This window comes from Streptomyces sp. NPDC006743 (genome assembly GCF_040703815.1).
Taxonomy (GTDB): Bacteria; Actinomycetota; Actinomycetes; order Streptomycetales; family Streptomycetaceae; genus Streptomyces.
Genome location: NZ_JBEYJA010000053.1, coordinates 1 through 17,946, shown reverse-complemented (window position 1 = coordinate 17,946; position 17,946 = coordinate 1). Strand labels below are relative to the sequence as shown.

The window sequence follows — 17,946 nt, the reverse complement described above, 5'->3', positions numbered from 1 at the left end:
TTGAGGTATGGTGTGTTGTGGAGGTGAGCTCTGTGCCCACTGAGAACGAGCTGTTCAGCGCCGTCGATGCGCTGCTGGAAGAGGTCGCTCAGGACGATCTCCCGACACCCGAGGAGCGCAAGCGACTGCGCGAAGCCGCCGGTCTGAGCCAGGAACAGATCGCCAAGGCCCTGAAGAGCCGGCGGGAGACCATCGGGAACTGGGAGTCAGGTGTCACCGAACCGCGGCCTCCGAAGCGCGCCGCGTACGCCCGGCTCCTGGAGGGCCTCGCCGCCCGCTTCCCCGCCCCGGCCGCCGACACGCCCGCCGCCGCCCCGGCGCCGACGGTTCCGGAAGCGTTCACCGGTCCCGTACCCGTTCCCGCCCCGGCGGCCGAAGCGCCCGCGGCCCCGGCCCCGGCTGCTGCACCCTCGCCCGCCGCCGTCCCGGCGTCCCGCCCCAAGGCGGCAGCGAGCAGCACCACCCGTCCTGCCCCCTCGTCGCGGCGCCCGGGTGCGAAGAAGGCGGCGGCGAAGAAGACCATGGCGGCGCCCGCTGTCGACCCGCGCTTCGAGAGCGGGCCGCTCGCGGTGATCGACTGCGAGGACGGGCAGGTGTCGGCCTACTGCGTCGGCGGCCTGGTCCTGGACGTGCCCGCCAAGTCCATCCCGGCGCTGGTCGACTGGACGCTGGCAGAGGCCCGCCTCGGACAGGCCCGGCTGCACCGCAACGGCCGCGACGCCGACCCGATCCTTGTCCTCACCGCGTCCGCGCTGGAGCGCTACGGCCTGCCCGCCGCCCTGTCACAGGAGGAGCAGCGCGCGGGACGGCTGGCAGCCGGCCACAAGGTGGTCAAGCAGATCGAGAAGGCCGGACTCCAGCTCACCCAGCGCGGATTCGGACCGTGGGCCCGCGTCTACCGCGAGCCCGAGGGCTCCAAGCGGCGCTGCGTCCAGCTGTGCATCCTGCCCTGGAACGCGCTGGACGCCCGCGAGTGGGACAAGAAGGACGACCCCCAGCTGCCGACGATGCACCCGGCCGACCTCGCCCGCTACCTCGGCCTGTACGCGGCCCGGGTGACGACGCCGCGCGGCAGCACCGCGACGACCGGCCTGGAGCTGATGACCGCGCTGCGCCCGCCGACCCGCGCGGAGAAGGACCCGGTCACCGGCGAGTTCAAGCGGGCCTTCAACGACGACGCGCTCACCCAGCTCTACCCCGTGGTGGAGTGCGAAGTCCCCGACGAACACCCGATCCTCAAGGACAAGTTCGCCCGGCACCACCTGCGCACCCCTGCCGAGATGCTGATGGAGGAGCCCTACGACTGGTGCCGGCCGCTGACCGATGAGGAGTGTGCCAACCCGTACCTGGTCGTCGTTGACCTCAACATGAGTTTCGCCGCCGCCGCGAACGGACTCACCGTCGGGCTGAACGGGCCCACCCATCTGACTGGCAACCCGCAGTTCGATCCGGCGCTGCCCGGCTCGTGGCTGGTCGACCTGTCCCACGTCGACCTGTCCCGGGTCCAGATCAACGGCCGCACTGTCGACGGGGACCGGCTCCCGAGCCCGTTCACCCCGAAGGGCGACCGACCCGAGGGCCCGGCCTGGTACGCCACGCCCACCGTCGCCTACGCGGTGGAGCTCGGCTTCGACGTCGCGCCGATCGAGGCGTACGTGCGCACCCAGACCGGGCGCTACCTGGACCCCTGGTACAAGCGGCTGCGCGACGCGTATGTGGAGACGATGGCCGACATGGGCGTCACCACCGACCTCACCGGCCAGGAGTTCCTCGAGGCGATGGCGCGGCGCAAGCAGGTCGACCCGACGATGGCGCTGCTGGAGACCGCGATCAAGGCGACGGCGAAGGGCGCCATCGGCAAACTGCGCCAGCGCAGCCGGGGCCAGGTGCCCTACTACGAGCCCTACCCGGCGCTGAACCGGGAGACGTGGCGCCCCGACATCCGGGCCGCCGTGCTCGCAGCCCAGCGCGTCGGCCTGCACCGCAAGCTGATGAAGACGGCGGCCGCCGCCGACCTGTACCCGGTCGCGATCGGCACCGACGCCATCGTCTACCCCTCGACCGGCCCGTCCCCGCTGGACGTCCTGCCGTACACACCCGAGGGCAAGCCGGTGCCCGGCACGTTCCGGCTCGGAGTCTCGCCCGGAATGGTCAAGTGGCAGGGCACCCAGACCGTCCTGTGGGCGGAATCCCTGTTCGAGGAACGCGGCGAGGTCTTCAACATCGCCAACCTCATCAAGACCGACCAGAGCGCCGGAGAAGGGGAGTAGCAGGCCATGGTCGATTCGCTCGGGGACAGCCTGGACCGCGCGCTGGAGGGGGCGTTCACCCGCCGCATCCCGCAGAGCGCTCAGGCGCAGATGAAGTACCTGGTCAAGCAGCTCAAGGGCACCAAGGCCACCGCACAGGCGCTCGGGATCTCCCAGCGCACGGTGGAACGGTACGTCTCGGGCAAACTCAAGCGGCCCCGCCAGGACCTGCGCGGCCGCATAGAGCGTGAGGTCAAGAAGCGGTGGCAGCCGCAGGTGCGGGCGAAGGCGAGGAAGAAGGCGGCCTCCACCGGCGGCCTGGTCGTCAGCACGCGCGCACGGTTCGGGTTCACCGCGGCGCCGGGCACCACCGACGACGCCCGGATCCGCGACATCACCCAGGCCCTGCCGCCCGAGTACGCCGACCGCCTGTTCACCGCCCGCGAGCAGGGCGCCACCGAGCAGCAGCTCCAGCAGATCGCCGCCGACGGCCTCGCCCGGATGTACTTCCGCGCCAACAACTCCCGGGCGCACGGCCTGGGCGTGGAGTTCACCGACGTGGAGCACATCGAGATCGAGCTGTAGGCCAGACCAGCCCCTGAGCGGGGCGGCGGGGGGGACTGAGCGCTTCAGTTGGCGGTTGAGCACTTCAGCTGGCGTGCTTCGCCATCATGGCCCGATCTCAGGACTCCTTGATCCCGTGCTCGGCCGCCTGCTCGGGCGGGTAGAGGTAGAGGCTCTCGCGAAACGCGTCAGCGAATGCCTCGAAGGCTTCCCCGTTCCGCGGCTGAAGGGGTGGGGGGAAAGGTAGGTCGCTGGAACGACGGGGCCAGATCCGGGCGACGGACAGGTGAAACTCACGCGCGTGCTGGATGACGACGTCCACGGCCGGGAAGTAGACATAGATGCACAAATGCCCGATCTTCATAGGGCAGAAGAACCCGACTGGCTGGGGTGTGTCAGGAGCGGACACATCCGTGAGGTCGATCTTCACGGTGTGACTGGTGACGGTGGGGTTGCGTTCAGGGCAGGACCCCAGCCAGACGCGCGTGCCACCAGGTATCGCTCGGTGAGTACGCATTCTCCGAAGCTGATGGGACGGCAGGATAGGTTCCTGCTGAGTCTGGTCGGCCATCATCGCTGTCTTTGTGGCCCAGAGTGCGATCTGGCGTTGCTGCCGGAGGGATATGAGATCAAGGTCCTGCCGGACGATCAGTGGTTCGAGGGCGTCCTTGGATGATGTTTCAAGCTTCGACATCCAGCCGTTGTTGCACGGGGCACACACCTTCTTGACCGTAAAGTCCAGGCTTACGCTCTCTCGAGTCACCTCGTAGGCGCCCGCACCATAGCGGGCCTGTTCAGTCCGCTGTCGCCCTGGCGGAAGATACTGGTTGAGCCACTGAGGAAAGACATGTTCCTTGGTGACGGGCGAACCGCCGCAGAAGACACAGGACATCAGCAGATCGTAGCGAATGCGGTCCGAAGGACTCCGCATCGCCCAAGGTCGCTACACTCTGGTGTCCACCCGATCTCACCTGAAGTGCTCAACCTGCCAACTGAAGCGCTGAGTCACCCCCGGACGTGACTGAGCGCCACAGTTGGCCGGTGGGCGGTCTACTTGGCCAGCCTGAGTGTTCGCCGTCGGCAAGCGCTTGAACTGACACGATCATCGCAATATCGCGGTGAATCATCTGAGGTGATGCTGCGGCGGCGCGAATGGTTGCGCCGCCGCGCGAGGTCAGCCTCGGGTAGCAGCCACGAGCACGCCTAGAACGGTGACCATAAGCGTCATCGCAACGAGCGCCCCGGCCAGCGGCGCGGACCAGGCGGGGCGGTACAGGAGCAGAGCCAAGACGCAGGCCCCTACGAGCAGGGTGACGACGGCGAGCAGCAGGATCAGTAGAAGAGCCGTGAGACTCATGCGGATTCACCGTCCTTCCCCATCTGCCACAGTTCGGACGCTGGAGCTGCACTCTGTTGCGTGTCGCGGCGACGGTGTTCGGCGACCAGGCGACGGACCTTACGCCGCACGCGTTCTCCGAGAGTTCGCGGATCGACGGCGCCGACATACTCGGCGGCCTCCGACCAGGTTTCGACGCCGCGCAGCCCGAGCGCCAGGACCACCTCTCGCTCACCGGGTTCGAGGGTTGTCAGGATGCGGGCGAGACGCCGATCGCCGGGGATCAGATCGAGTAGCGGATCCTCCGGGCAGGTTTTGCCTGAGAGGAGGTCACGCAGAGTGAGACTCTCCCCGCACTGCGTTTCTAACAGCAGCACCCGGCGGCCGCCATAGGTTCGGCGCCGCCACAGTGGTGTCATATGTCGATGGACGGCACGGATGTCATACCGCAGTTTTTCCAGATCGGCCGGTCCCAAGGCGGCGCATTCCGACAAGGGACTTGCCCAGTCGCCCAGCAGAGCAGTAGAGACCGCCTCGTTCCATCCCGACCACAGCCCCAGCACCTGAGTGGTGAAGTGGTGCAGGTGACGCTGGTCGTCCTGCAACGCAGCTTCCCTGGCAAGCAACGCTCGAACGACAGGCGGGAGTGTGTCGGGGGAACTCGCTCCGCAGAGGCCGACGAGGGCTCCTCTGATGGCGGTAAGAGTGATGGGTGCACGCTTCCCCCGAGTCCATCCTGAAGCCCCAGTAGCCACATCCCGCGCCGGAACGAGTTCATGGGTGTTCAGGGTGCCGCTGTGCAGGAGGCGGAGACTGCCTCGATTCGAGCCGGCACAGTCCGAATAGTCGATGCTCCATTGTTCTTCCGCTCCCCACGGTTCCTCGCCTTCGGACACCGGCAGCGCTACGACGGCAGACGTACTGGTGACAGGCACCGGGCCGTGCGGTGTGTGCGGAATGTCGTGCGGGGTGCACATCGAGAGGCTCCTTCGGGAGGTAGCGACAGCAGCTTTACCCGTAGGCCCTGGGGAAGCCCTGAACCGGCAAAGAATCTCCACTCCCGCGCTGTGACGCTTGTCACCTCTGGTGAGTCGCCGTGTTCACGCTGGCCAATTGCGATGCTCAGGCTGGCCAACTGTGGCGCTCAGTCACAGGGGGGGCGGCCCGGATGAGCGGCTCGCGTACGGCGGCAGCGTTCTGCTTGCTGGCCACCTGATCCCGGCTCAGCAGTTCGGCCGCGCGCTCGAAGCCCACCAGGCCGCTCTGTACGTCTGTTCCGCCAGCGATCCGGGACTAGGCGGCGCCGCCGGGCCACGGCCACGGCGTCCACGAACGAACCAGGTGACGACAGTCAACCGGGCAACTCAACCGGCCACCGCAGGCGTCGCTCATTGGATTGAACGCACCACCTGCGCAACACCTGTCCCCGTGCGCCGGTCGTTGAGGCGGTTCGACGCATCCCGCCCAGGGATCGCGCCTGAGTTGATAAGGGACGCCATGGCGGGCAAATTCGCCTTCTTGACGGAAGAGTTCCTGATCGAGGGGGAGTGGGGTGGGGTCGACCTCGAGGGGCCGGTGCGCCACCTGCGAGCCGGTATCGGGTCCGGCGGCAGCACGATCTCGGAGGCGGCCTTCGCGGCCCTGGGAGCCACCAGCGTGGGCCTCAGCCCTGTGATCACCGAGCAGTGCGAAGCCATCCGGGTCGAGTTCGAAACGGACGAGGGCATCTGGACGGCCACCCTGGACCTCGCCGCCCAGCACGTGACCTTCCTGAACAAGACCACCGGAGAGGTCGAAGAACCGCTGCCCGTACGGCCCGAGGCCGGCGAGCTGGCCGCAGGCTCCTTCTCACTGGAGCGCATGGGGATCACCGCGATGGAGACCCCCCGCGGCAACGTCACGCTCGACACGGTGCTGGTCCTCATCTACGAACAGCAGCACCATGCCGGCCGGAACACCTTCGGCTCGGTCAGCGCCGCGGACATGAACCTCACCCTGGAAGTCGTCTTCGGAATCCTGGGTGAAGACACAGCCCGCCTCAAAGCGCAGGCGAAGGCAACGCGACGCGAGGCGACCAGGGACGCGGCCGCCCTGCGCAAGGCGAACGAACAGCGGCAGAAGTACGGGCTACCGACCTCGTTCGAACTCGACATGGACCAGGAGCGATACAACAAAGACGCCGACGCCCACCGGACCGTAGCCCGGCGCCTGGCCGAAGAACTCAAGGACCACCAAGGTGTACTGACCAGCCGAGAAGCCGAAGCGACACGAGGGCTGCAAGCCGTCTCCAGCGCGGCCGCGACGGCGGACCAGGCGCACCAGGCCGTCGTCGCGCAGTACGAGCGCCGCGGACTGGCCCGCCAGCGTCTCGCCGCCGCAGAGGAAGCGGCGCGGCCGCGTACGCACTGTCCCGAGTGCGAGCAGTACTTGCAGTCCCGGTCGGGTGAGGGGCCCGTGTGTCCGCTGTGCCGCCAGCCCGACGCTGGCCTTGCCACCCGCCAGGGCCGGCGTGCCCAGGAGCTGGCACAGGCCAAGGAAGTCACCGCGGCGGCTGAATCGGAACTGGCCAAGGCCCAGCGCATCGCCCGGCAGGTGGTCGATGCCCGGCGCAAGGTCGAGCAGGACGCGCAGCGGCTGGCCGGCAGGGCCACCGCGTACCGGGCGCAGGAGATCGCTCCGCGCGAGGCAGCGCAGGCCCGTGCCCGAGCGGCCGAGAGCGAGGCGCGGGCGAGGCTGGAAGCGGTCAAGGCACGGCGCCAGGAACTCGTCCGGATCGCTGAACTGGAGAAGAAGGCGGCCTCGTCATCCATGAGGGCCGACGGCGCGGAGAAGGCGTGGGCCGCCGCCGAAGGGGACGCGCAAGAGCACCGTCAGCAGACCGCGAAGCAGCTGTCACAGATCTTCGCGGACATCGCCATCCCCATGGCACCCCACAAAATCCGCAGCGCCGTGATCGATCCCAAGACCTTGGCCCCGAAGATCAACAATCGGTCCCTGAAGCAACTGGCCCGCTCGGCTGGCCTGGTGAGCCTCGCCCACATCGCCTACCACCTCATGGCCCTCGAAGCTGCCCGCAGCATGCCGCTTGTCCAACTGCCCCGCTTCCAGTGGCTCGACGCGCCCCTCGACGGGCTGGGCGGCGGCCCGGAGGGCGAACGCCTTGCCAACGCCATCCTCACCGTCTGCGCGGAGATCACCGGCCCCGACGCCCAGCTCATCCTCACTACTCCACAGGCACTCCCCGCCCGCCCGCAGGGTCTCCACACCACCCAGCACGACAGCACGAAGCCGCTGATCCCGCACGCCCGACCCGAGAGCGACGATCAGTGACCGACACTCGCAGCGCCCCACCCGCCGGATCCGCACAGGTCCAAGAGCAACATCCGCCCATCGTCGAGTGCCTCGGCATCGACGACATGATCCTCACGTACAGCAGCGAACACTGGATCGATCCCCTGGGCGAAGACGGAGTGCAGTACTGGGACATCGGCATGCACGTCAAAGACGACGGCGGGGCAGGCGAAAGCTTCGGATCGATTCGAATCTGCGTGGCCGATGAATACCGGGTCGCCAACATCGTGCACAGCTTCGACGTCCTCAGCTCCGACCTCTACCGGATCGGCAAGACCCTCTACGACGAGAAGACAGGCAGTCTGCGTGACGACCTGGAGGAACTCCTCGCCTTGCCCGGCAAGACGACCATCGTCGACAAGGTAACCATCGACCGACGCCTGCGCGGGCATGGCCTCGGCATGTACCTGACGGGGATGGCCCTGGACTACCTCAGCCACGGGACCGGCGTCATCGCGCTTTTTCCGGGCCCCCTGGAACGCGACGACGACACCGACTACGAACAGGCCTGTGCCAGCCTGGGGCGCGCCTGGTCACGTATCGGCTTCACGCCGTACAGCGACGGCACCTGGATCCTCGACCCCGGGACAACCGCCCTCGATGACGCCCTCCGCCGTGAACGCGAGCGACTTCGACATCACCGCTGGAACATGACTTTCTGCTACGAAGCACCCGGCCTCAGCACAATCAGCGAGATCACCATGGCCAAGTCCGTCCCCCATCCCCTCCCCAAGAGCTGCCCTGACACTGGCGATGTCTCGGGGGACGTTGATACCCGGTGACACCAGTGAGGCCCCGCCCTGCGCTGATGCGCCGGTGCGGGGCCTCACACGCGTATCCGCGGGGGGTCGGATGTTCATGCACGCGTCGCCGTGCCCAACGGCCCGCCCCCGGCGCCGGTTACGCGCCCAGGTCGCCCGGCGCGGGGACAGAGCGCCGGCGGACGTCGTCCGCCAGCTGGCGCGAGCAGGCGATCGGGACGAAGAAGAGGCCGACCATGCCCAGGGCGGTGACCACCCGGCTCAGCAGCCCGTCCGACACCGACGGTTCGTCCGCCCCGGCCACGCCGCCAAACACGGACGCCACCGCCGTGAACACCAGGGTGCACCAGCACCCACCGCTCCCTCAGCGGCGAGCCGGAACGCACCACCACGCTCGTCCACCAGGTCCAGCCAGCCATCACGCAGAACACCACGGCGGCCAGCGGCACCAGCACCACCGGCACCCACCGCGGCGTGTCGCCCTCGGGCAGCCGGTGCCCGGCCCGGTAGCCGACCCAGGCCAGCCACCCCAGGTACAGAGGCACGGCGACCACAATCAGCACCCACAGCACGGCCCGCAGCCCGCGTAACGCTACCCGCCCGCCCTTTGACTGAGTCGCCCTCATCTCGTACGGCCACGGGGAACATAGCGGCCCGGCGTCCACACCGACCAGGGCACCGTCACCCGCAAGGGCGGAGATCAGCCGCGCTCTGTCCACAGGGGAACGGGCGTGTCATGGGCGGCATGGACGACACCACCCCGCCGCCGGCCCCGCGCCCTGGCAAGATCCGCGCGGCGCTCGAGCGAGCCGAGCGCGCCCTGTTCACCCGCCCCGCGCCGAAATCCCCGAGAGCCCAAATGAAATTCCTTCACACGCGCGTCAAGGGCTCGACCAAGGCTCTGGCCGAGCACCTGGGCGTCTCCCGCAGCACGGTGCACCGCTACCTCACCGGTGCCTCCACCAAGCCCCACAAGCGCCTCCAGGAGGCCTTGACGCAGGAGACTGAGGAACAGTGGCAACCGCAGGTCAGAGCGCAGGCGAGGCAGCGCGCGGCCACCTCCGGCGGGCTCGTCATCACGTGCCGGGCCACCTTCGGCTTCACCGCGAACGGCACCTCCGACGACGGCCGGGTGCGGGACATCATCACCGCCGTCTCACCCTCGCACGCCGCCCGAATCTTGGAGGCGAAGGAGCGCGGTGCGACGGATGATGAGCTGCAACCGCTGCTCGCTGAGGCCATCACCGAGTCTTATTTCCGCGAGGGCGGAACCGTCCGTGCGGGCCTGCGCGCGGATTTCCGGGACGTCGAACACCTTCAAATAGATTTTTAGCCGCCTGGAATTCCCCGGCTGCTATAAACCTGTCCAGGGCTGCCGCACCACCGTGCGGCAGCCGGTTTTCCCGTCAACGTTTCCGCGACGATTGGGAGGCTCGTGTGAGCACCCCTGTTCCCCGATCCCGCCGCCTGCGCGTCCCCGCGCCCGGCACAGCCGCCGCGCCCCGCCCGCCGGTCGACTGGGCGAAGGCCGGCCGCCGCTCGGTCCGCCGGCGCGCCACTGGCATGACCGCCACCGAGGCCGCGGTCGCGCTCGAGGAAGCCGAACTACAGCGGCACCTCGATCGCGACCGCGAGGACCTGGACGAACGCGGCCCCGCCGAAATCCGCGAGTGGCAGCGCATCGCGCAGCTGCTCGCTACGACCGGCGGCGTCTACGACCCGGCCTGCGACGCCGTCGTCCAGGACGAGCTCGCCACCGACGCCGAAGCCGAACGCGTGCAGCAGTTGCAGGACGAGCAGCGCCGTCAGGAGCAGGAAGCCGAAGCCGACCGCCGCGCCGCCCTCGCCCCGGACGTCCTGCGCCACGCCCTGCTGGGCACGCTGGCCCGTACCGGCCTGCTGGACTCGCTCAGCGAGGACGAACGGGCGGCCGTGGGCCGACTGCCCGAGTCCGACCCGGCGGCCGCGCTCGCCTTCAACGCGCTGCTCGCCCGGGCGTACGAGGCCGGCACCGCAGCGCGCGCGGGGACCACGTCATGACGGGCCGGGAAGAACTGGTGGCCGCCACGTGGGCGCAGTCGACAGGCTGCGGCACCCGCTACGAGACGCTCACCGCCGACGGTCAGGTCCACGTCGACTACACGCCTCCGCTCGACGAGCCGTACTTCGAGGGCCACGACGATCCCGACTACAACCCGATCTGCTCGTGCCCGCGCGTCCCCAAGCAGTTCTGCCTGGAGTGCGCCGGCTGCGCTGCCTGCGGGCAGTGCACCGGCCCGCACGTCTGGCCACCGCTCTCGAACTGATCACCGGCACCCGTGCCCGGGGCAGCACCCGCCCCGGGCACGGCATAGTGCCGGGGTGACCACGACCCCGGACCGTCTGGAACTCCCCGCCCGCCGGCGCCGCAACGCGCGGCTGATCGCCGCCCTGACTCAGCTGATCGGCGCCTGTGCCGAAGCGGCGGGCGCGGTCTACCGGCCGATCGCCGCCGCTCCGCCCGACCAGGCGGGCGTGGAGGTGAACCTGCTGCCGTGCCTCCAGGTCAGCCTCAGCGCCGCCCCGCTGCTGGACATGGCCCGAGCCGAGGACGACGCCCGGTGGCCAGCCGCCGTAGCGCGGGAACGGGCGGCGGCCGCCCGGACCTTCGCCGCGCGCTGCGCGCTGGCCGCGGCCGGAGAGGTCTTCGAGCCGGACGGCCCGCTCGGCCCGCACGAACAGACCGCCGCCATGGAGCTGGCGAGCTCCGGTGAAGACGTCGCCGCTCGCTGGCGACACGACCCGGAGGACGCCGCCGCCCTGGTCCAGGAGCTGGTGGCCAGCGGTGAGTTCACCGAGGACGAGATCCTGGACGACGCGGTCGACTCCGCAGTGCTGACAGGTCTCCTGACATTGCAGGAGGTGCGCACCGCATCCGACCCGAGCGCGGCCGCGGAACTCTGCCTGCACGCGGTCCCCCACATCGCGCTCGCCGTCACCCTCGCCAGCGCCGACCTGGACTGACCCGCCCCGCTGGCGCGGGCGGACACCTGGGCCCCACACGCACCTGTCACGCTCACCGAATGTCACAATCGGCATGTCACGCCCGCCGCCGGCCGCGTGACAGCAGCCACCCGAATGTCCGGAATGAACGTGTTCTGGGGGCGCGATAGGCCCCGGAACCCCTCCAGGGGCGTTTGCGCGTGACAGGCGCGACAGCGTGACAACCCCTCCAGGGTGATCACACTCCGTGCGGGGCCGACTTCACCATCTGCCACCGAAGTTGGACCAGTGGAACTTGGGCCCGGTTGGCCTCGGGAGGCTGTTACTCCGAATCACGCCCGGCCCCGTACTGGGGCCGCTACGGTGCTGCCCATGCCAGCAGAGCTGACTCCGGACCAGGTCCTGCGTGTAGTTGCCGCTCTGGAAGCGGCGTGGGACGGTAACGATGACGCCCTGGCCGCGTTGGTACGCGGTGGGAGCGGCGAGCGGCCGCTGGCGGTCCTGGTCGCCGAGTTCGGCGAGAGCCGGCTGCTGAAGATGGTGCTGGCCGTCACCGGGATCGACGGCCTGGAGGGCGCCGAGCTGGAGCGGGCGCTGGCAGAGTACGGGCAGAGCCTCACTCCGCATCTGCTCGGTGTGGCATCGGGTCTGATGTCCGGGTGGGCTGTGAGCGCGGGCGAGGACGTCCGGGCGACCGGTGACCTCGCCCGCCACGTCCTGCGGGCGCTGTTGTCCTTCACGGGACGCGATGATCCGGAGGGGGTGCGGGCCCTGCTCGCGTACCTGCGGACAGATGCCCTGGCTCATTCGTAGGAGCAGTGCCGGTGAGCCAACTTCGGCGGCAATCGGTTCACCTTCGGCGTCGCGGGACCCGCTTTGTGCGGGCGGTCGGGTCAGTGGATTCCCCGGACTGAGGCGTCGTGGTGGCTGGGGGAGGCGGGCGTGTCCACCGGGTGCAGCCAGCGCAGCGGCACGGTGAGCGTGCCGACGCGGGGGAGTTCGATGGGCCCGCCCTCGGCATCGAGGAGCATCCCGGAGACTTGGTAGCCGTCCCCGGGCGGGAGGCCGGCTTCCTGCACCTGGTCCTCGGTGAGTTCCACCGTGACGCGGGTACTGCCCTCGATCATCACCAGGCCGTGCGCGGTCCGGGCGGTGGCGTCCACGTCGACCACGGACAGCGGGAAGTACGTACCGCGCAACCAGCTCAGCGGCCACCAGGAGTCGCCCATCGTCTCCGGCCGGTACCGCCGCCACGGGAGCGCGAGGGGCACCTCGCAGCGGTACGTCTCGCCCACCCGGACATCCTTGGTGCGCATGTCTCCAGGATGCTCCGCCGGGCCGCCGCCCTACCCGAGCGCTCCGCCGCTACCTGGGTCTGCTGGGTCCTGCCGGGTCCCCGATCCGGGCGTGGGTTTCGTCCGTACCGTCCCGGTGCGCCCCGCGCCGGCGCTACCGTGAGGACACACGCCAGCAACCCGTCCAGGAGCCCCGGATGAGCCAGCAGCCGGCCCCCGCGCCCGCACCCGACCGCCAGCCCCTCGATGAGAACGCCGCCGCGTCCGTCCGCGCGTACGCGGCCGACCAGCGCGCCCGGGTCGACGTCCTCGCCTCGGTCCTCGAGGACATCGCGGAGAACGGCTACCCGGCTGCGGAGTCCGGTGTGCTGTGGGAGGAAGCCCGCGACGCCCACCTGGAGCGCCTCGCCGGCGAGCAGCCCCGTGTCGCCTGAGCACGCACCGCGCCGCTCCCAGGTCGTCCTGGTGGAGCCCGCGCTGAGCCAGCTGGAGAAGCTGACGGCGGCCGAGACGCACCGCCTGGACCGCGCGATCGTCGCGATCAGTGTCAACCCCGAGCTGGGCACCCCGGTGCCCGACACCCTGCTGCGCGACTACGTGGACGACGTCGACGGGGTCCGGGTCATCTACTACGTGACCGCCCTCCGGCAGATCACGATCGTGGCGTACGTCGAAGCCTGAGCAGCACATGCAGCAGCGCCCCGGACCACGACGTTCCGGGGCGCTGCTGTGTCTGCTGCACGGCGGGTAGCGGGTGGTGCACGGCGAGGCCGGCGGCCGGGCGGCACACGGGTGCTGCTCGTGCAGCAGGGCCGGTGCTGCACGAGCAGCGGCGCCGTGCAGACCGGCCGTCGGGGTCTGTTGCACGGCGGTCAGTCGCCGTCGGTGGCCCACCGCTCCAGCTCGCTCGGCTCCTTCTTGAGGAGGGTGTCGCGGCGAGACTGCGCGGTGGCCCGGGTGACGCCCATGGCGCTCGCCAGCGCGCCGTACGAGCCGCCCTGCGCGGCGTGCTGACGCACGGCAGCGTCCCGGATGCCCTCCAGCCGCTTCGTCAGGCCGTTGGACATCAGGATGGTGTTCGCGAGGTCCTCGGTGCTCGCCCCGCCGGCGCGCAGCTGCGCGAGGCCGTGCAGGACGGCACCGAGCCGCATGGCGAGCTGCCCGACGTCGTCGCCCAGGGCCTGGGCGTCGGCGGCGGACAGCGGAATCGTGAGGTCAGGGACGGGAGCGGGGTCGGTTTGCTCGGGCTCGGTGGTCACTGGGCTTCTCCTCCTGGTGGTACCGGTCGGGGTGGGCGTTCAGCGGTCGACGACGTCCTTGTCGAAGTCGCGGTGGTGGAGGTCGACGGCCAGGCCGCGCCCCTTGTACCGCTCGGCCAGGTCGGCGACCCGGTACGCGGCGGCGGTCTCGGTGTCGCCGGACAGGACGGCGGCGAGCGCGTCGGCCACCGTCGCAGAACGATGACGGCCGCCCGCGCACCCGAGCGCCACGGTCAGCGGCTCGTCCTGGCGCGGCCCGGCGAGGTAGGCGTCCACGGTGGCGGCGATGGCGTGCACCAGCGCCAGCACGCCGTCGGTGGCCATCACCGCCTCGCCCACCGGGACGTCCCGGGCGGTGAGGTAGCGCAGCTCCGGGCGCAGGTGCGGGTCCTTGAACTGGTGGCGCAGGTCGTAGCAGACGCGGGCGTCCGGCTGCGGGCCGTGCAGGTAGCCGAATGAGGTGATGGCCACGGCGGGCATCGGCGGTCCTCTCAGGGGCGGTGACGGGTGCGGGCGGGGTCAGAGCCACTCGAAGGCGCGCCGGACGTCGCCCGCGGCTCCGGCGAGGTTGTCGGCGTGCAGCCGCACGTCGACGTCCCAGGGGCCGTCGGCCGTGTCCATGACGCGTTCGGAGGCGGCGTCGAAGACGCGGGCGAACGCCTCGTGGACACCGGCGGCCTTGAGGGCCTGGACGATGTCGTCCTGGGCGGCGCCGCCGCGCCGGACGGCGTCGGCGAGCAGGTTGAGCGCGGCGGCCGCGGCCGGGGCGAGCACGGCCAGGTCCTCGCCGCCGGTGGTGTCGGCGGTCCGCTCGGCCGCCGTCTCCACGCTGGTGATCCGGGCGAGGGCGTTCGACTGCTGCTCCATGAGGACTCCGATCTGGTGCGCAATGGGGAAGGTGTCGGCGGTGAGGGCGTCCGACCGGAGAGCGATGACACTCCGGGTCGGCCGCCCGGCGAGCACGGCGGTGGAGCGGTCAGGCGTGCTGGGCGAGGTAGCGGGCGGCGGTGTCCACGAACGCGTCGTGGGCGACCATCACGGCCTCGCGCGCGGCGGTGAGTTCCTCGGTGCTGCCGAAGCTGTCCCGGATCGCGTAGGTCAGCGTGATCATGTGGTCGGCGGCGGCCCGGACCGACGGGTCCGTGATCAGGGCGCGCATCGCGACCAGCGGGCGGGTGACCTGGGAGCGGGTCTGGTGGCTCTCGCTGCGCAGGGCCTGGATCCGCTCAGCGTCGGCGCCCTTGAGGATCGCGTCGCCGCGCATCCACATCGTCCGGCGGTGGTCACTGGCCGCGCAGGCCAAGGCGGTGACGGCCTCCAGGCGGTCCCGCCGGATCGTCTCGCCGTGGCTGACTCGGACGCTGCGTTCGGCGGCCCGCTCCTGGAACCGCCCGGAGACGATCGAGCCGAGCAGCGTGCCAACGATGGCGAGGGCGGCGGTGACCAGGGTGACTAACACGGGCGAAGCCTCCTAGGTGTATGAACTTCAATACAAGTGTATTGGAGTTCATACACCTAGGGTAGGGGATCACTTATGATTCTTTGCGCCCCGCTCCTGACCTGCGTCGTTCCCGTTCGCGGGAACGACACGTAGGGATCCGACACTCGCTGCCCGTGCTACGCCGACCGAGCCGGCGCCGAGCTGCTTGCCCCTGCACGGGGGAAACCTTTGTCCACCTTGGTGGGGACATTCGGTGTCACCGCCGACACCGGGAACGCGATCGGCGCTGCGCCCTCCACGGGCGCAGCGCCGATCTTCGTCCGAGGGTGCCCCGCCGGGTCAGCCGACGGCGTGGAGCGAACCGCGCCTCTTGGCGGCAGCGGCCTTCTTCGCAGCGGCCGCGGCCGCGCGCTTCTTGCGCTGCTCGGCGAGTTGGTCCTGGTAGGCGGCGACGGCCCGATGGTAGTCCGCCACGTAGGTCTTGCTGTCCAGCCGGTCCGCCTTGGGCATCATCTTGACGGCGTCCAGGGCGTCCTCTGGGGAGTTGTAGCCAGCCAGCATCGGGTTGATCTGGTAGACGCCGTTGCGGACCTTCTTGACGAGCTTGGCCAGCTCCAGCTCCCGCAGCGCGGCGTTCACGCTGGGGCGACTGAGCCCGAGTAGCTCACCGAGGGTGGCCTGGTCCATCGCGATGCGGCCGCCAGCCTCGCTGCGTGCCCGGAGCTTCAGCAGCGCCCGGTAGGCGGCGGGCGGCAGGTCCAGGTCGGCGAGAAGGCCGTCGGCGTTGGTCGCCGACCACTTCAAGGTACTCACTGGACTGATCCCTCCTCCTGGCGCTGCGCACGGGCCAGCCGGCGTGCAGCGCGTTCCTCGGCCCGCTTCTTGCGCAGTTCCTCGATCGCCTCGCGCATGTGCTCCAGCGAGGGGAACCGCACCAGATCCGGCAGGCTCTCGTCCCTGCGGATCTTCGCGATCGTCTGGTCCTGATCAACCTGCACGTACTCGGCTTCCACCAGCTCCGTGCCCGGGATGAACTCCGCTACACGGTACGAGTAGGGCGGGTTGAACTGGTAGACACCACGGCGCACCTTGAAGACGATGCCATGGCTCATGACCTCCTGAAGCGCCTCATTGATCTTCGCACGGGGCACGTCCAGGACCGTCGCCATCTCCTCCTGCGTCAGCCGGATCCGCCCGCCGGCCTTCTGACAGGCGATCAACAGCAGGATCAGCCGCAGCGGCAGCGCCTCACGGAAGTACTGAGCGATCAGGAAGAAGAACTCCAACGAGTCCATGGAGAACGCCTTCGGGCGCTCCGCAGTGTCGTAGAACTCCATCGGCTTGCGCTCGCTGCTCAGCGAGAGCTTCCGCCGCGGGTAGCGGCGAGCGACCGAGTCGAGGTCTTCCACCGGCTGCACCGGCTTGGACCACGCCTGGATCTCATCCCCGAGGGGCAGCTCCGTACGGCGCACTGCGCGCTTGGGTGCGGGACGACGGCGCTGTGGCTCGGGTGTCACGAGGCTGCTCTCCACTCCTCTGATCTTGGACGCCAGCAGTATGTCAGCGAGGCCGACAAATATGTCGGCCTCGCTGACATTCCGGCGTGTTGTGTCCCCCCAGGGGGGACAGATCTCCCCCCTGAAGGCGACGGCAGACCGTTCGACGGGACGCCGTCGCGAACGTCGGCCTGGCTGACGTTTTGATCCTAAAACTGTCGGCCTCGCTGACATTTACCCTGCGATGTGACTACTCAGGAGGTACACATCGCAGTCGTTGTGTACCTCCTGGGGTGACAGATCGCCGGATTCACAGGCCGCTGACCAGCAGTTTTTTGATCTGGGTAAGTATTAGGTGGCGGAGGTCCACCCGCAGCCGCCGGCCGGATCGCTCGTGGCTGAGGCGGCTTCGCGTGCGGGCCCGTGGGCCAGCGCAGACCGTAGGCGGCAGCAGCGGCTCTGAGTCTCGGGTGGTACAGGCCGTGACGGACAAGCAGCAGCAAGGGCGTAGCCAGTGCCATCGGAGGTTCCGCCGCCCGGCCCGGGGGGCCGGGCGGCTCCGGTGCCTCCGCACGTCGAGTTTCAAGTTTCCCATTTCTGGGGTTCCGTTCTGTGGTTACGGTCAGTCCAGCGAAGTTGAATTTTGCAGCCTCTGTCTGTTGTGGCTTTCGGTGAAGATCACAGCGAATCCACGGACTGTTTTTCTGCTGGCGATGGTGCGCACCAATGAGTCCAGACTCTATCTAGAGCTTAAAAGTGATGCACGCCGTCCAGTCCCGATCACCCGATGGTGGTAAGCCCGCCCCAACGGTTCGGCACTCTCCTGACTATTCGTCACCCCTCCTTCTTCTTGGTGCTGTTCGGACTGTGAGCCCCGTGGGCGTGCCGCGCGGAGCGTGGCACGCCTTGCCCGCACGGGAGTCGGGGCCGCACCCTCGCGTTGCTGCTGCGTTTTTGGTGGCTGGAGCGCAGCGGAGGCCACAGGCCGGCCGAAGGCCGGCCTCGGCCCGCAACGCGGGCCGGACGCCTTGCGGTTGGCGGGGCGCGCGGAGCGCGTGCCGTCTGGCGGTGAGCGGAGCGAGCCGCACGCTCACGCGGAGCGGGAGCGGCCGGGGCGCGCAGCGCGCCGGTTCGCTTCTTCGGGCTTCGGCGGCGCTCCCGGGGGTGGTAGCGCCGTTCCCGCCTCCGGCGCGCCGCCCCGAGCGCGTCGCG

The 17,946-nt window shown here is 69.6% G+C and carries 21 protein-coding genes; 11 read left to right on the top strand and 10 right to left on the bottom strand.

Annotated features, from left to right (window positions below):
* The first annotated feature begins 32 nt into the window (after positions 1-32).
* Together ABZ719_RS30970 and ABZ719_RS30965 are read left to right on the top strand one after the other, a co-directional pair.
* Positions 33-2,270 (top strand): helix-turn-helix transcriptional regulator, encoded by a 2,238-nt coding sequence (locus tag ABZ719_RS30970; protein WP_366728465.1) that lies wholly within the window; start codon positions 33-35, stop codon positions 2,268-2,270.
* Between the two features lie 6 nt (positions 2,271-2,276).
* Complete coding sequence (locus ABZ719_RS30965; protein ID WP_366728464.1) at positions 2,277-2,834, top strand: XRE family transcriptional regulator; 558 nt, start codon at positions 2,277-2,279, stop codon at positions 2,832-2,834.
* A 97-nt stretch (positions 2,835-2,931) separates the two neighbouring features.
* Here ABZ719_RS30965 and ABZ719_RS30960 read toward each other — a convergent pair whose 3' ends face one another.
* Complete coding sequence (locus ABZ719_RS30960; protein WP_366728463.1) at positions 2,932-3,705, bottom strand: hypothetical protein; 774 nt, start codon at positions 3,703-3,705, stop codon at positions 2,932-2,934.
* 461 nt (positions 3,706-4,166) lie between these two features.
* On the bottom strand, positions 4,167-4,754 hold the full coding sequence (locus ABZ719_RS30955) for a hypothetical protein (protein ID WP_366728462.1): 588 nt from the start codon (positions 4,752-4,754) through the stop codon (positions 4,167-4,169).
* Positions 4,755-5,646: 892 nt separating this feature from the next.
* On the opposite strand from ABZ719_RS30955, the gene ABZ719_RS30950 reads away from it, so the two are divergent.
* Both ABZ719_RS30950 and ABZ719_RS30945 read left to right on the top strand, forming a co-directional pair.
* Positions 5,647-7,479, top strand: a complete 1,833-nt coding sequence (locus ABZ719_RS30950; protein ID WP_366728461.1) for a hypothetical protein — start codon at positions 5,647-5,649, stop codon at positions 7,477-7,479.
* On the top strand, positions 7,476-8,282 hold the full coding sequence (locus ABZ719_RS30945; RefSeq protein ID WP_366728460.1) for a hypothetical protein: 807 nt from the start codon (positions 7,476-7,478) through the stop codon (positions 8,280-8,282). The genes ABZ719_RS30950 and ABZ719_RS30945 overlap by 4 nt, the downstream gene beginning before the upstream one ends.
* A gap of 118 nt (positions 8,283-8,400) precedes the next feature.
* Here the strand turns inward: ABZ719_RS30945 and ABZ719_RS30940 are convergent, their stop codons facing one another.
* The gene (locus tag ABZ719_RS30940; RefSeq protein ID WP_366728459.1) at positions 8,401-8,586 is read right to left on the bottom strand and encodes a hypothetical protein; all 186 of its coding nucleotides are present in this window, start codon (positions 8,584-8,586) and stop codon (positions 8,401-8,403) included.
* Positions 8,587-9,006: 420 nt separating this feature from the next.
* On the opposite strand from ABZ719_RS30940, the gene ABZ719_RS30935 reads away from it, so the two are divergent.
* The 5 genes from ABZ719_RS30935 to ABZ719_RS30915 all read left to right on the top strand — a co-directional run bounded on the left by ABZ719_RS30935 (position 9,007) and on the right by ABZ719_RS30915 (position 12,056).
* A complete protein-coding gene (locus ABZ719_RS30935; protein WP_366728458.1) occupies positions 9,007-9,594 on the top strand; it encodes an HTH domain-containing protein in 588 nt (195 codons plus the stop codon).
* A 104-nt stretch (positions 9,595-9,698) separates the two neighbouring features.
* A complete protein-coding gene (locus ABZ719_RS30930) occupies positions 9,699-10,301 on the top strand; it encodes a hypothetical protein (protein WP_366728457.1) in 603 nt (200 codons plus the stop codon).
* Positions 10,298-10,567: a hypothetical protein gene (locus ABZ719_RS30925; protein WP_366728456.1), complete on the top strand. Its 270-nt coding sequence runs from the start codon at positions 10,298-10,300 to the stop codon at positions 10,565-10,567. Before ABZ719_RS30930 ends, ABZ719_RS30925 begins: the two co-directional genes overlap by 4 nt.
* Positions 10,568-10,622: 55 nt before the next feature.
* The gene (locus tag ABZ719_RS30920) at positions 10,623-11,264 is read left to right on the top strand and encodes a hypothetical protein (RefSeq protein ID WP_366728455.1); all 642 of its coding nucleotides are present in this window, start codon (positions 10,623-10,625) and stop codon (positions 11,262-11,264) included.
* 351 nt (positions 11,265-11,615) lie between these two features.
* The gene (locus ABZ719_RS30915; protein ID WP_366728454.1) at positions 11,616-12,056 is read left to right on the top strand and encodes a hypothetical protein; all 441 of its coding nucleotides are present in this window, start codon (positions 11,616-11,618) and stop codon (positions 12,054-12,056) included.
* An 80-nt stretch (positions 12,057-12,136) separates the two neighbouring features.
* On the opposite strand, the gene ABZ719_RS30910 is transcribed toward ABZ719_RS30915, so the two are convergent.
* Positions 12,137-12,559 (bottom strand): hypothetical protein, encoded by a 423-nt coding sequence (locus ABZ719_RS30910; protein ID WP_366728453.1) that lies wholly within the window; start codon positions 12,557-12,559, stop codon positions 12,137-12,139.
* Positions 12,560-12,735: 176 nt separating this feature from the next.
* Here ABZ719_RS30910 and ABZ719_RS30905 point away from each other — a divergent pair, with 176 nt between their 5' ends.
* Both ABZ719_RS30905 and ABZ719_RS30900 read left to right on the top strand, forming a co-directional pair.
* Entirely contained in the window at positions 12,736-12,972 is a 237-nt protein-coding gene (locus ABZ719_RS30905) for a hypothetical protein (protein ID WP_361388292.1), read from the top strand.
* Positions 12,962-13,219 (top strand): hypothetical protein, encoded by a 258-nt coding sequence (locus ABZ719_RS30900; RefSeq protein ID WP_364733922.1) that lies wholly within the window; start codon positions 12,962-12,964, stop codon positions 13,217-13,219. Before ABZ719_RS30905 ends, ABZ719_RS30900 begins: the two co-directional genes overlap by 11 nt.
* A gap of 191 nt (positions 13,220-13,410) precedes the next feature.
* On the opposite strand, the gene ABZ719_RS30895 is transcribed toward ABZ719_RS30900, so the two are convergent.
* The 6 genes from ABZ719_RS30895 to ABZ719_RS30870 form a co-directional block, all read right to left on the bottom strand.
* Entirely contained in the window at positions 13,411-13,797 is a 387-nt protein-coding gene (locus ABZ719_RS30895) for a hypothetical protein (protein WP_366728452.1), read from the bottom strand.
* Positions 13,798-13,836: 39 nt separating this feature from the next.
* Complete coding sequence (locus ABZ719_RS30890; RefSeq protein WP_366728451.1) at positions 13,837-14,277, bottom strand: RNase adapter RapZ; 441 nt, start codon at positions 14,275-14,277, stop codon at positions 13,837-13,839.
* 39 nt (positions 14,278-14,316) lie between these two features.
* Positions 14,317-14,664, bottom strand: coding sequence for a hypothetical protein (locus ABZ719_RS30885; protein WP_366728450.1), 348 nt, complete (start codon positions 14,662-14,664; stop codon positions 14,317-14,319).
* A 109-nt stretch (positions 14,665-14,773) separates the two neighbouring features.
* Positions 14,774-15,256: a hypothetical protein gene (locus tag ABZ719_RS30880; protein WP_366728449.1), complete on the bottom strand. Its 483-nt coding sequence runs from the start codon at positions 15,254-15,256 to the stop codon at positions 14,774-14,776.
* A gap of 321 nt (positions 15,257-15,577) precedes the next feature.
* Positions 15,578-16,051, bottom strand: coding sequence for a helix-turn-helix domain-containing protein (locus ABZ719_RS30875; RefSeq protein WP_228970936.1), 474 nt, complete (start codon positions 16,049-16,051; stop codon positions 15,578-15,580).
* Positions 16,048-16,710 carry a hypothetical protein gene (locus ABZ719_RS30870; RefSeq protein WP_366728509.1) on the bottom strand — a complete coding sequence of 221 codons (663 nt, stop codon included), beginning with the start codon at positions 16,708-16,710 and terminating at the stop codon, positions 16,048-16,050. Before ABZ719_RS30870 ends, ABZ719_RS30875 begins: the two co-directional genes overlap by 4 nt.
* Positions 16,711-17,946: the final 1,236 nt, after the last annotated feature.

Excerpts from the sequence above, each read along its gene's own strand:
- ABZ719_RS30965 (WP_366728464.1), top strand. The coding sequence starts at position 2,277 with ATGGTCGATTCGCTCGGGGACAGCCTGGACCGCGCGCTGGAGGGGGCG.
- ABZ719_RS30960 (WP_366728463.1), bottom strand. The coding sequence starts at position 3,705 with ATGTCCTGTGTCTTCTGCGGCGGTTCGCCCGTCACCAAGGAACATGTC.
- ABZ719_RS30950 (WP_366728461.1), top strand. The coding sequence starts at position 5,647 with ATGGCGGGCAAATTCGCCTTCTTGACGGAAGAGTTCCTGATCGAGGGG.
- ABZ719_RS30935 (WP_366728458.1), top strand. The coding sequence starts at position 9,007 with ATGGACGACACCACCCCGCCGCCGGCCCCGCGCCCTGGCAAGATCCGC.
- ABZ719_RS30925 (WP_366728456.1), top strand. The coding sequence starts at position 10,298 with ATGACGGGCCGGGAAGAACTGGTGGCCGCCACGTGGGCGCAGTCGACA.
- ABZ719_RS30915 (WP_366728454.1), top strand. The coding sequence starts at position 11,616 with ATGCCAGCAGAGCTGACTCCGGACCAGGTCCTGCGTGTAGTTGCCGCT.
- ABZ719_RS30910 (WP_366728453.1), bottom strand. The coding sequence starts at position 12,559 with ATGCGCACCAAGGATGTCCGGGTGGGCGAGACGTACCGCTGCGAGGTG.
- ABZ719_RS30905 (WP_361388292.1), top strand. The coding sequence starts at position 12,736 with ATGAGCCAGCAGCCGGCCCCCGCGCCCGCACCCGACCGCCAGCCCCTC.
- ABZ719_RS30890 (WP_366728451.1), bottom strand. The coding sequence starts at position 14,277 with ATGCCCGCCGTGGCCATCACCTCATTCGGCTACCTGCACGGCCCGCAG.
- ABZ719_RS30885 (WP_366728450.1), bottom strand. The coding sequence starts at position 14,664 with ATGGAGCAGCAGTCGAACGCCCTCGCCCGGATCACCAGCGTGGAGACG.